Below are 13,282 nucleotides of genomic sequence, written 5' to 3'. Positions count from 1 at the left end.
TTTGCTCACTAAAGTTAGGAATATTAATCGGATATACATCTACGTATAACTATTTTTTGATGGATAATACAATTTTTACCGTACTTAAACTGCTTGGATCACTTGCGCTATTAATGTACGGAATGAAAGTTATGAGCGAAGGTCTCCAGAAATTGACGGGAGATCATTTGCGAAATATCCTAGGCGCCATGACAACCAACCGGTTCACCGGATTGCTCACGGGTGCGTTTATTACGGCCGCAGTACAATCTTCAACCGCTACCACCGTTATGACCGTAAGCTTCGTGAATGCGGGACTCCTGACTTTAGCACAGGCCATCTCCGTTATTATGGGAGCCAATATAGGGACAACGGTCACAGCCTGGATCATGTCTATTTTCGGCTTCCAGTTCAACATGTCCAATATCATTTTCCCGCTGTTCGCAATAGCTCTTCCTTTAACTTTTTCGAAGAAAAGCGGACGCAAGTCATTCGGCGAATTCGTATTCGGATTCGCTTTTATGTTTTTAGGGTTGACGACCTTGAGGGAGAATGCGATGCATATGGATCTGGAACACAACCAAGCAATCCTTACTTTCATCACTTCCTGCAAGGAATGGGGCATGTTCTCCGTATTGTTGTTCCTGCTGGTGGGAAGTATCATAACGATGGCCGTCCAGTCGTCGGCTGCCGTCATGGCTATTACATTAATATTATGTTCGAGCGGGGTACTGGATCTCTATCTGGGTATTGCGTTGGTCATGGGAGAAAATATCGGTACAACCGTGACTTCCAATATAGCGGCGCTTACCGGGAATGCCCAGGCACGCAGGGCTGCTTTCGCCCATTTCATATTCAACTTCTTCGGGATCATCTGGATACTCTGTATCTTCCATCCGTTCATAGATGCCGTTTCTGGTATCGTCAATTATCTGGCTCCGAATACTCCGAAAGAGATTTCGATCACCTATACGCTTTCTGCGTTCCATACTGCTTTTAACATCTGCAATGTATTAATTTTAATATGGTTCATAAAACCGATCGAACGGTTAGTTTGTTTCGTGATCAAAGCAAAGCCGGAAGACGAGGAGTACCGCCTGCGTTATATAACCGGAGGTCTGCTATCCACAGCCGAACTATCTATATTACAGGCAAATAAAGAAATATCTCTGTTTGCGGAACGGACTACCCGTATGTTCAACATGGTGAAGGACGCATTTTATGAAAAAGACGAAGATGTCTTCATGAAAACGTATAACCGGATCGAAAAGTACGAGAATATCAGCGACCATATGGAGATTGAGATAGCCAACTATCTCACCCTGGTAGCGGAAGACCGCCTTAGCTCGGAAAGTAAAGAAGAAATCCGCATCATGCTCCGCGCCGTCTCGGAAATAGAAAGCATAGCCGACTCCTGTAATAATCTGGCACGTACGATCAAACACCGGAACGAAGGGAAGTCTGTCTTTACCGACAAGCAGAACCATAGTATAGACAAGATGTTCGAGCTGGTTACGAAGGCACTGCTGCAAATGAACTCGGTACTGAAAAAGCCGGAGTTGAGTCGTGACGATATCAACCCGTCGTACAATATCGAGAATGAAATAAACAATTATCGCAATCTGCTGAAACAACATAACGTAGAAGATATCAATAATAAGGACTACCAGTATCAGGACGGGGTATATTATATGGATATCATCAGTGAAGCCGAAAAGTTAGGTGATTACGTATTAAATGTTGTCCAAGCTGTTATCGAGAAGAAAATATAATATGCATACATTCATTTTAATCGGATATTTATCCACTTAAATTTACATAAATGGACTATTCTTTTTTTGATTTTCTTACGCTTGTAGGAGCATTAGGTATGTTCCTATACGGAATGAAAGTGATGAGTGAAGGTTTACAGAAAGTCGCGGGAGACAAGCTACGCAGCATCCTCTCGGTAATGACGACTAACCGTTTCACAGGTGTGCTGACCGGGATACTGATCACTGCACTTATTCAGTCATCAAGTGCTACTACCGTGATGGTTGTTAGTTTTGTTAACGCAGGACTTCTGACACTGACCCAATCAATCAGCGTTATCATGGGAGCCAACGTCGGTACGACGGTTACGGCATGGATTATCTCACTCTTTGGTTTTAAAGTAGACATCAGTGTCTTTTCCCTGCCACTTATCGGTATTTGTATCCCGTTAATATTCTCCGGTAAAAGCAAACGGAAGTCATGGGGTGAGTTTTTAATGGGTTTTGCATTCCTTTTCATGGGGCTGTCTTATTTGAAATCTTCTGTCCCCGACTTGCAAAGCAACCCTGAAATCCTTTCTTTTCTACAAGATTACACCTCCCTGGGATATCCTTCCCTCCTTATATTCCTGCTCTTAGGAACTATCCTCACAGTCATCGTACAATCATCCAGTGCAACCGTAGCCATCACATTGATCATGTGTACGCAGGGATGGATTCCTTTTGAAATGGCGGCTGCTATGGTATTGGGAGAAAACATCGGAACAACTATTACCGCTAATATCGCGGCTATTTCGGCCAACGTCTCTGCCCGTCGTGCAGCAATTGCCCACCTGATGTTCAACGTATTTGGCGTATGCTGGGTGATGGCCTTGTTCTATCCGTTCACCAATATGATCTCCTGGATCGTAACCAACTACGGCCCCGGCGATCCGAACGAAATGACCCAGTTCCTTAGCACACTCGATCCGAAGACGATCTCGCTGATCACTTCCAGTGCACAGATCACAGATCCACACCTGCTTGCCTTGCAAAAGCAGCTGATGACATTACAAGTTTCCGTTTCATACGGTCTTTCCCTCTTCCATACCGTATTCAATATAACGAACGTTTGTATCATGATCTGGTTTGTGAAGTTCTACGTATACGTTTGTTCCGCTCTTATCAAGCCGAAGAATGTAAGCGACGAAGAAGAATTCCAGTTGAAATACATTCCTTCAGGTATGCTTTCCACCTCTGAATTATCATTGATGCAGGCCAAGAAAGAAATCGCAGTATTCGGCGAACGTACACAACGTATGTTCGGAATGGTTAAAGAACTGATTTACGAAAAGAACGAAGACAATTTCCTGAAGATATACAGCCGTATCGAGAAGTACGAGAACATCAGCGACCGTATGGAGATCGAGATAGCCAACTATCTGACATTCGTTGCAGAAGGACGTCTGAGCTCGGAAGGTAAAGAAGAAATCCGCGTCATGCTGCGTACAGTAACGGAAATAGAAAGTATTGCCGACTCCTGTAACAACCTGGCACGTGGGATCAGACGCCGCAATGAAGGCAAATCGGAGTTTACAGACGGTCAAAATCACAATATAGATCAGATGTTCGCCCTGGTGGAAAAGGCATTAACCCGCATGAATCAAATCCTGCATATGCCTGAAGTGGAACATGACGACATCAACCAGTCTTACAATATTGAAAACGAAATAAACAATTATCGTAATCAGTTGAAGAGCCATAATATGGAAGATGTAAACAACAAAGTATACCAATATCAGGATGGCGTTTACTATATGGATCTTATCGCCGAATCTGAAAAATTGGCTGACTACATTCTAAATGTTGTCCAGGCAGTTATCGAAAAGAAAATATAATCGCATATTTGTTGGCATAACACACTTTAAAGTCCTGGTCTTACATAAGATCGGGACTTTTTCAATATAGAAAGAGGATAAATTACTGAGATTATTCAGCAATAAGGAAAGGTCTATAAACAATTAAAGCCTGTCTCACGACAAGCCCTAACCAACTTTGTTAACCTTAAATCTAATACTATTATGAAAAAACCACGATACAAAGATAAGGCTGCAGCAAGCGTTTGTCAAGTCTTTTACAGACAATATATGTTAAGTCCAGCCGCGTTCTTCTCCAAAAAATGTTATCGAACACAAAACTATATACACTATAATCAAAAACTACTAAAATTAACACAAAAGAGGTCTTTACAGGAGATTTTCCGAATCGGGAACACTTACAGTGTGTCTACAATTTTTCGTTGCTGTTCAAAAAACATGATGCGGTCTTTCTCCCCGCTTTTCGAGATAAGGGTAGATGTCCGGATAAGGGATTGCAACCACTTTTTCATCCGCTGAAAGATTTCCTCATCACATGAAGTTGCATCATTCAAGGTAAACGACTTAAGCATAGTTACATGGCTGTTACGGGTTTCCACATAACTATAACTGGTTTCAAAGTTGATACTACTGACAAAAAAATGAACATTCTTGCCTTCTTCCCAACATCCGCGAGCAGCCAGAACCTCCATATCATCGAGGAATTTATGCAACTCCCTTTTCAATAATTCTATTTCTTCATCGGTAATAAGATAGATGCTGGCAAAATATTTAATATCGTTCACCAGATACCGGAATGTCATGTTGTCTATTATATGGTAGGCATTGGCAGCCTGCCTTACTTCCATTACGATCTCATGATTAATCATCAAAAGCCTGTCGGGAGGAGTTATTTCACTATATTTTACCGGTACAGGATCACCACACTGATACATCCATTTGAAAAGATAAAAACGATAGATATTCCTGTAACCCAACACGATCGATTGGGGAAGGATATTCAAGGCATCCCCCACCTCCGAATTCGGATCATCCCTAAGATACCTCAAGCCATCGAGAAAATGTTCCAGCATCCTGTAATCCTCCTCCCTTGGATGGAGGAAATTTACCATCTTCATCTGAAAAGGCCTGCTCTTTTTCAGGGAACAACCGATAATATGATCGAGGGAGATATCCAGCTTATTGGCAATAGCTGCAATTTCGAAGATTGTGAACGGGACATCTCCCCTCAACCTCCGGTAAACTGCTTCTTTCTCTATCATCAACAGATCGGCTAACATATTTGTCAACTTTCCTCGCTCCGGATATTTCTCCCGGATCGCCATCACAAGGTTTTCATACAACACGTCATTTTTCATATTAAAATCTTTCATTCAAAATTGGTCTTTAACTCCTGCTGTGTGCTTGCCAAAACAACCTGACACCTTCCACAAATATATTAAAAACTTTTGATTATGTTCACATTAGGTAAGCCGACAGATGATGTTGTTTACTCTACAATTTGTCGTATATTTGCCGGACTCGTTAAATTTTGGGCGAAGGATGAAAGAGGCATTTATCAAACTTCATATCTCTATTTTACTGGCAGGCTTTACCGGACTGTTCGGAAAACTTATTTCTTTGAATGAAGGATTGCTGGTCTGGTATCGTATGATGTTTGCCGCTGTTTTGCTTTTCATCATTTTGAAAATCAGCAACAAGCTACAATCTATCACCAGGCAGGAACAGTTGAAAACAGCCGGTACCGGCTTTATACTCGGTCTGCATTGGGTATTTTTCTATGGAAGTATCAAGATGGCGAATGTATCTGTCGGGGTCGTTTGCTTTTCGCTGGTCGGGTTCTTTACCGCTTTACTGGAACCGTTGCTCATTCACCGTAGGTTTAAAATCAAGGAGTTGTTATTCAGCCTGATCACCGTAGCCGGGATCCTGCTGATTTTTCAATTTGATATGCGCTATCGTGCAGGCATCATAGTGGGCGTTATTTCATCGGCTTTAGCGGCTTTATTCACTATAACCAATAAAAAAGTAGGAGTACGGCATCCTTCACGTATAATGCTGCTATATGAAATGGTCGGTGGTTTTCTGGGACTAAGCTGTTTGCTTCCTGTATATCTCTATTTCTTTCCGGTCGAAACAATCCTGCCGGACATGAGTGATTTCCTTTATTTGCTAGTGCTGGCCCTGGTTTGTACGATCGGACTCTACCTGCTGCAAATACAGGTGTTGAAAACGATATCAGCCTTCACCGTCAACCTCAGCTATAATCTGGAACCGGTTTACAGTATTATCCTGGCTATGCTGTTTTTCGGAGAAGCAAAAGAATTAAATCCGGCTTTTTATACCGGATTAGGACTTATCTGCATATCCGTATTGCTACAAACCAGAGAGGCCCTCGTCAATAAGGCAAGGTGAACCAGAAACGAGATCCTTTACCGGGAGTTGAGCTTACACCGATATCTCCGTTCAATGCTTTAACGATCGTTTTGCAAATGGATAATCCTAACCCTGTTCCTTGTCTGAAAGAGTCCACTTTGGTGAAACGTTCAAAGATAGATTCAAGATGCTTGGCCGATATACCGATTCCGGTATCGGATATCTCAAACAGGATATGATCTTTTTTTAGAGTATAAGAAAGAGTAATCGAACCTTGTTCGGTAAACTTTATCGCATTCGACAACAAATTAGAGATAATCTGAGTAACTCGTTTAGGATCTGTATGGAGAGTTACATCAGGCAAAGCAGCCAGATCGCACACCATAGTCACCCCTTCCTGCACCTTTAGTGAATGTATCCGGTACTGTTCGCTACATATTTCTTTTATATTGACATCACTCAGCGAATATTCCATCACTCCGGATTCAATCTTTGAGAAATCAAGAATATCCGTGATCAGGCGAAGAAGCAAGTCGCAATTCTTGTTAATGATCTCTACATACTCACTTTTATCCTCTTCGGTATCCATCTCCGCAATAATGCCGGAAAAACCGACAATCGCATTCAGAGGAGTACGGATCTCATGGCTCATATTGGCCAGGAAGGTTGATTTCAGCATATCAGCTTCCCGGGCTTTCTGCATTTCCATTTCGTTCCTGCGTGATTCATCACGGGCTTGTTGCAACTTTTCCTCCAGTCTTTTTTCTTCCGTCAGATCAGTGATATAACAGATCACTTTACTGGGCTGCCCTTCTTTATTTATTTTATGGGCTTGTGCATTGATACGAATCCAGACAAGTTTATCTTCGACAGTTAGCTTATAGGTAAAACTACAATTGTTTATCTCTCCACGAATAACCCGCAGCAGAGGTAGCATAGTATTCTTCTCTTCCTCTCCGAACTGCCCGAGGTTGCGCAACTCCTGAATAGACAAGTAATTGTACATCTTCAGATAGTTGAACAAAGGATTATTTACCGCATGATCATTTAAAACCGGATCGATATACAACTCGTCATCCACGACATCATACTCACCCACAATAGAGCGCCCGGACAACAGGACAGCTTTCAGGATAGCCAGATTGTTTTTGGTCTGTTCGGCTTTTAGCTGGACATCCGTATTATCCGATATGATCACCAGATATCCTACCCGGCCAAATTCAGGATCATCCAGCCCGATACCCTTTATCTGCAGATACTTTATCTGATCGACAAAGGCGGAGGAGTAATAACTGGTATTTTGTATGGCACTGAAATCATAAACCAAAGGGAAACTGAACGGCTGCCCGTGTTTAACATTGGTAAGGATGTGAGGAGGAATCGCCGGATTGGCAAACAGGTCGATACCCAAAAGATCCTCCCGTGTGGTACCGAACATCCGGGCATCCGCCTCATTAAGGTCAACTAGAAATCCTTCAGCATCATACAACTCTACCCCGACAGGAAGATTATTAAAAAATTGTTTAAACTTCGTGCTGAGTTCCGAAAGATGCTTTCTCGACTCTTCCAGACTGTTTTGTGTTTGCAGCCGTTCTATAATGATGGAAAACATCCGGGCTATAATATGTAAGTCTTCAATATCATCCGAAGTCCAGAAACGCTGAACCCGAACGGAATCAAAGCCAATAAACCCTTTCACCTGATTATGAAAAGAGAGCGGGATAATAAGCATGGATTTGAGACGCTGCATTTCGAGCAACTGCTTATCGACATGTGCCTCCGGCGGTAAATCCTCCATACTACACATTATAATATCGCGTCCGGCCTTTACAGTATCCATAATCCACGGGATCGTTTCGTAGGTTAGCTCGGAATGATCTTCCTTCGGGACTTCAACCCATTCGCTCATCACCTCGCAAGGGAAGTCTGCCGTCTTGCCATCTTCTTCAAAAATAGCCACATACCCCCAATCCGCCTCAAAGAAGTTGAGAAGTAATCTCATGGATTTCTCTATCGGCTGTTCTTCTTCGTTGAATAACAAGACAAGCACCTCCGATATAATCCGTTTAATATTGGGAAATCCGGAAGAAGTTCTGTTTACGTTGGCTTTCTGTTCTTTGTCCCGTGCTTCCAATAATCGTATTAGCTCTTCCCTGGATAACTGACTATATTTACTCTTAGTTAGCGTTGACATCATATAGGGTATCTCTTTATAAACGCAAAAATATGGAATTGTTTTGATTTTTAAGGCATTTCAAGAAATTAATTACATTACATCTATGTTAAAATTGAAAGATAACCGCCAGTACCGGCGTTTCTTTAGAACAATTATGTTTTTAATCATAAGTCTGTTCAGCGTAAAAAGTTATATTTGCATGTTCTAATGTAGACGATTTTAATATGTTGAAGCAACAGTTACAACAAAAGTTACAGCAAAAGCTCTCTCCGCAGCAGATACAGCTTATCCGGCTTCTCGAGCTTCCCGCCATCGAGCTGGAAGAGCGTATAAAGCATGAGCTGGAAGACAATCCTGCCCTGGAGGAAGGAAAAGATATTGCGGACGACTTTGAACGGACTGACGAAGAAGGTGGTGATGATATATCTACAGGCGAGACAGAGACGGATATCTCACTCGGCGATTATATGACTGAAGACGACATCCCCGATTACAAACTACGCGAAATAAGCGAGAAAACAGAACGTAAAGAAGATATCCCTTTCTCCGTCAGCCAATCATTGAACGAATTCCTGCTGCAGCAACTCGGGTTACGCGACCTTCCGGAAAAACAGATGAAGATCGCCGAATATATTATAGGTAATATCGACGACGACGGTTACCTGCGCCGCGAACTTTCCGCCATAGCCGACGACCTGGTCTTTCAGGCCGGACAGGATGTAGACGAAAAAGAAATAGAAGAAGTACTGGCAATCATACAAGACTTCGATCCCGCCGGAGTCGGAGCACGCAACCTGCAGGAATGCTTATTACTGCAACTCAACCGCAAAGAACCGACAGCCGGAGTAGAAATGGCTACCCGTATCCTTACGGAGTATTTCGAAGAGTTTACCCGCAAGCATTATGACAAGATCATGCGGGGGCTGAACATCAGCGAAGCGATTCTGAAAAAAGCTATTCACGAAATAATTGCCCTCGATCCTAAACCTTGCAGTAGCTGGGGTGGTTCTATGGAAGTAGCCATGAGCCAGGTGATCCCCGATTTCCTGGTGGAAGCTATAAACGGAGAGCTGATCTTAAGCATGAACAACCGGGATATCCCCGATCTGAGGATCAGCCGCGATTATGCGGAAATGTTTCAGGATTATGCAGGCAACAAGGCCAACCAGACATCCCAGATGCGTGAAGCCGTGCAGTTCGTCAAGCAGAAACTCGACTCGGCCCAATGGTTCATTGATGCAATCAGGCAACGCCAGGAGACATTGCAACGCACAATGGAAGCCATCATTCTCCTGCAACGGGACTTTTTCCTGACCGGAGACGATGCCACCCTGCGCCCGATGATACTGAAAGATGTAGCCGAACGTGCCGGATATGATATATCGACCATTTCGAGGGTTAGCAACAGCAAGTATGTGCAAACCAACTTCGGCATCTACCCTCTGAAATTCTTCTTCTCTGAATCGATGCAGACCGACAGCGGCGAGGAAATATCCACCCGTGAAGTGAAGAAGATTATGAAAGAACATATTGACAGCGAGGATAAACGTAAACCCCTCACCGATGAGGAACTCACCACCATTCTGAAGGAGAAAGGTTATGTAATCGCCCGCCGTACAGTGGCCAAATACCGCGAACAGTTGGATATTCCGGTAGCAAGGCTTAGAAAAGAAATATAAAGTTGAAACGTTATGAGATTGTTTTCAAACATAATATCCGGTATGTTCCACCCGTTGCTGATGGTAACGTATGGAGTAATACTGGTACTGACATTTACATATCTTGCCATCTATCCCCCCACCATGAAACTGTTTCTGGTAGGCGGTGCGTTCCTGTCTACAGCCGTAGTGCCGGGACTGTTCATTTATCTGATGGTCAAGAACGGAGCGGCCGGCGACCTGGAGCTGACAGACCGTAAAGAACGAGTCGTTCCCTATCTGATCATCATCACGTCCATGATGGTCTGTATCTTTTATATGTATAAGATGATGATTCCCTTCTGGTTCCTTTCATTGCTGATGGGAGGATGCGTCGCGTTGCTGATATCCCTGTTCATCAACTTTTACTGGAAGATCAGTGCCCATACGCTGGGGATCGGAGGACTACTGGGAGGTATGATGGGTATCGCCCGTATCCACCTTATAAATCCTTACTGGGGCTTTATAATTGTGCTTGTGGCGGCCGGTTTGGTCGGTACGTCGCGTATCTTTTTAAAACGGCATACACCGATGCAGGTATATGCTGGCTTTTGTCTCGGATTTATATGTACCTTTGTAGCTTCATTATTAAGTTATATCTATTTATTCATCTAATAAAAACACTAAAATTATGAACTTTCCTGCTGATTTAAAGTACACAAAAGATCACGAATGGATTCGTGTGGACGGTAATGTTGCCTATATCGGAATCACTGACTATGCTCAGGGCGAACTAGGTGAAATCGTTTTCGTTGACATCACAACTGAAGGTGAAGTTGTTGCCAAAGAAGAAGTTTTCGGAACGATCGAAGCTGTAAAAACGGTTTCCGACCTGTTCATGCCGGTTAGTGGCGAAGTGATCGAAGCAAACTCGGAACTGGACGACAAACCTGAATTAGTGAACGAAGACGTTTATGGAAACGGATGGCTGATCAAGATCTCTATCTCTGATCCTTCTGAACTGGACGAACTGTTGTCTGCTGCCGAATACGAACAATTGATCGCAAAATAAATGACACCCGTAGTAAGTATTATCATGGGCAGCACTTCCGACCTGCCCGTAATGGAAAAAGCGGCCAAGCTGCTCGACGAGATGGAGATCCCGTTCGAAATGCACGCTTTGTCTGCCCACCGTACCCCGGCTGAAGTGGAAGCCTTTGCCAAAGGCGCTAAAGACCGTGGTATCAAAGTTATTATTGCTGCTGCCGGTATGGCTGCACACCTGTGTGGTGTTATCGCGTCGATGACTACCCTGCCTGTTATCGGTGTCCCCATCAACTCGACACTCGATGGTATGGATGCTCTGCTGGCTATCGTACAGATGCCTCCGGGAATCCCTGTTGCCACAGTCGGTATCAACGGTGCACTGAATGCCGGTATCCTGGCTGTCCAGATGTTGGCTGTCGGAGACGAACAACTTCAGGGCAAGCTGGCCGATTACAAAGAAAATCTAAAGAAAAAGATCGTAAAAGCGAACGAAGAGTTGGCTCAGGTATCTTTTAAATACAAAACTAACTAATCAGTTGACAGTTCACAGCTGACAGTTGACGGTCACAAGGCTGGTTCAACTGTCAACTGCGAACTGCCACTTGTCAACTATAAAAGATGGATTACTTTAATTACAGTCGCCGTAAATCGTCTGTTGTCAACATAGGGAACACTCCGCTGGGAGATGAGAATCCGATACGTATCCAATCCATGGCAAACGTTTCGACCATGGACACCGAAGCCGCCGTCCGCCAGGCCATCCGCATGATTGAAGCGGGAGCGGAATATGTACGTTTCACAGCCCAGGGCGAACGCGAAGCCCGTAACCTGGGAGAAATCCGCAAAGAACTGAACGCACAGGGATACACTACTCCTTTGGTAGCCGATATCCACTTCAACCCCAGAGCCGCCGATGCTGCCGCTGAAGAAGTGGAAAAAGTGCGCATCAACCCCGGCAATTACGTTGACAAAGTAAAGACATTCGATCTTCTGGAATATACCGACGAAGAATACGCCGCCGAATTACAGAAGATACGCGACCGTTTTGTCCCTTTCCTTAACATCTGTAAAGAACACGGTACCGCCATCCGCATTGGCGTAAATCACGGATCACTGTCCGACCGCATCATGAGCCGGTATGGTGATACCCCCGAAGGAATGGTTGCTTCCTGCATGGAATTCCTGCGCATCTGCCGGGATGAGAATTTCCCGGACGTAGTTATCTCCATCAAAGCATCCAACACGGTCGTAATGGTGAAGACCGTACGCCTGCTTGTCCGGACAATGGAAGCCGAAGGTATGCACTACCCGCTTCACCTGGGAGTAACAGAAGCCGGAGACGGCGAAGACGGCCGTATCAAAAGCGCCGTCGGCATAGGCACCTTGCTGACTGACGGCATAGGCGACACGATCCGCGTCTCCCTCAGCGAAGACCCGGAAGCAGAAATGCCGGTTGCCCGTAAACTGGTCGACTATATCCTGGAACGCCAGGGGCACAAGCCGATCACTGCCAGCCTCACCCCCGGTTACGATCCGATCACCGCCACCCGCCGCATCAGCCGTGTAGCGGAAGGCATCGGCGGGAACTTCCCCCCCATCGTGATCTCCGACCGCAGCAACGGCGACTTTGAATTCGATCATTTGTCCATGCCGGACTATATCTATATCGGGGCGGAAGATCCCGAAAACCTTCCCGACACGTTCCGCATGCTGGTCGACGCCCATTTCTGGAAAGAACGTCCGAATGCATTCCCTTACTTCATCGCCTCTGAAATAGAAGAAATGAAGAAATTCAACTCTCCGTTGAAGTTCATTCGTCTGACATTCAACGACCTGACAAGCCGTACGCTGGAGATCCTAAAACAAGACCCGACCGTCGTAGTCGTGCTAAGCACGCATCACCGGAACGCAGTAGGCTCACAGCGTGCCGCCATGCACAAACTGATGATTGCCGGTTGCGATGTCCCCGTCATTCTGCACCGTGAATATCATGAGACGGATAAAGAGTCGCTGCAACTGAAATCGGCTGCCGACTTCGGAACACTGTTGCTCGACGGTTTCGGCAACGGCCTTATGCTGCAAGACGACGATTGCGAAGCGACGACGACCGACAGCTGCATGTTCGGTATCCTGCAGGCTACCCGTACCCGTATCAGCAAAACAGAATATATCTCCTGCCCCAGCTGCGGACGTACGCTTTACGACCTGCAGACCACCATCGCCCGTATCAAAGAAGCCACTTCACATCTGAAAGGGTTGAAGATCGGTATCATGGGTTGTATCGTAAACGGCCCCGGTGAAATGGCCGATGCCGACTATGGTTACGTAGGTGCCGGACGCGGACAGATCAGCCTCTACAAAGGCAAGGAATGCGTACTGAAAAACGTCGCTGAAGAAGATGCAGTAGAACGTTTAGTTCAGTTAATAAAAGAGAACGGAGACTGGCAGAACTGATATTTG

The 13,282-nt window shown here is 44.8% G+C and carries 10 protein-coding genes; 8 read left to right on the top strand and 2 right to left on the bottom strand.

Going from position 1 to position 13,282, the window contains the following annotated elements:
* Positions 1-59: 59 nt before the first annotated feature.
* Positions 60-1,751 (top strand): Na/Pi cotransporter family protein, encoded by a 1,692-nt coding sequence (locus tag HMPREF1536_RS10395; RefSeq protein ID WP_028730311.1) that lies wholly within the window; start codon positions 60-62, stop codon positions 1,749-1,751.
* 50 nt (positions 1,752-1,801) lie between these two features.
* The gene (locus HMPREF1536_RS10390) at positions 1,802-3,607 is read left to right on the top strand and encodes a Na/Pi cotransporter family protein (protein WP_028730310.1); all 1,806 of its coding nucleotides are present in this window, start codon (positions 1,802-1,804) and stop codon (positions 3,605-3,607) included.
* A gap of 377 nt (positions 3,608-3,984) precedes the next feature.
* Here the strand turns inward: HMPREF1536_RS10390 and HMPREF1536_RS10385 are convergent, their stop codons facing one another.
* The gene (locus tag HMPREF1536_RS10385) at positions 3,985-4,959 is read right to left on the bottom strand and encodes a helix-turn-helix domain-containing protein (protein ID WP_225607952.1); all 975 of its coding nucleotides are present in this window, start codon (positions 4,957-4,959) and stop codon (positions 3,985-3,987) included.
* Between the two features lie 169 nt (positions 4,960-5,128).
* On the opposite strand from HMPREF1536_RS10385, the gene HMPREF1536_RS10380 reads away from it, so the two are divergent.
* Positions 5,129-6,001, top strand: a complete 873-nt coding sequence (locus HMPREF1536_RS10380) for a DMT family transporter (protein ID WP_028730308.1) — start codon at positions 5,129-5,131, stop codon at positions 5,999-6,001.
* Here HMPREF1536_RS10380 and HMPREF1536_RS10375 read toward each other — a convergent pair.
* Positions 5,985-8,159 carry an ATP-binding protein gene (locus HMPREF1536_RS10375; RefSeq protein WP_044193620.1) on the bottom strand — a complete coding sequence of 725 codons (2,175 nt, stop codon included), beginning with the start codon at positions 8,157-8,159 and terminating at the stop codon, positions 5,985-5,987. The two genes, HMPREF1536_RS10380 and HMPREF1536_RS10375, sit on opposite strands and share 17 nt — an antisense overlap.
* A gap of 203 nt (positions 8,160-8,362) precedes the next feature.
* Between HMPREF1536_RS10375 and rpoN the strand changes: the two genes are divergently transcribed.
* From rpoN to HMPREF1536_RS10350, 5 genes are all read left to right on the top strand, one after another.
* Positions 8,363-9,817 carry an RNA polymerase factor sigma-54 gene (gene rpoN / locus HMPREF1536_RS10370; RefSeq protein WP_028730306.1) on the top strand — a complete coding sequence of 485 codons (1,455 nt, stop codon included), beginning with the start codon at positions 8,363-8,365 and terminating at the stop codon, positions 9,815-9,817.
* A 12-nt stretch (positions 9,818-9,829) separates the two neighbouring features.
* Positions 9,830-10,450, top strand: coding sequence for a phosphatase PAP2 family protein (locus HMPREF1536_RS10365; protein ID WP_028730305.1), 621 nt, complete (start codon positions 9,830-9,832; stop codon positions 10,448-10,450).
* Between the two features lie 16 nt (positions 10,451-10,466).
* The gene (gcvH, locus tag HMPREF1536_RS10360; RefSeq protein WP_028730304.1) at positions 10,467-10,847 is read left to right on the top strand and encodes a glycine cleavage system protein GcvH; all 381 of its coding nucleotides are present in this window, start codon (positions 10,467-10,469) and stop codon (positions 10,845-10,847) included.
* On the top strand, positions 10,848-11,354 hold the full coding sequence (purE, locus tag HMPREF1536_RS10355; protein ID WP_028730303.1) for a 5-(carboxyamino)imidazole ribonucleotide mutase: 507 nt from the start codon (positions 10,848-10,850) through the stop codon (positions 11,352-11,354).
* A gap of 86 nt (positions 11,355-11,440) precedes the next feature.
* The gene (locus tag HMPREF1536_RS10350; RefSeq protein WP_028730302.1) at positions 11,441-13,276 is read left to right on the top strand and encodes a 4-hydroxy-3-methylbut-2-en-1-yl diphosphate synthase; all 1,836 of its coding nucleotides are present in this window, start codon (positions 11,441-11,443) and stop codon (positions 13,274-13,276) included.
* Positions 13,277-13,282 lie beyond the last annotated feature (6 nt).

Source organism: Parabacteroides gordonii MS-1 = DSM 23371, from assembly GCF_000969825.1.
Classification (GTDB): domain Bacteria; phylum Bacteroidota; class Bacteroidia; order Bacteroidales; family Tannerellaceae; genus Parabacteroides; species Parabacteroides gordonii.
The sequence above is the reverse complement of the archived record's forward strand: the minus strand, read 5'-3'. Positions and strand labels throughout refer to the sequence as shown.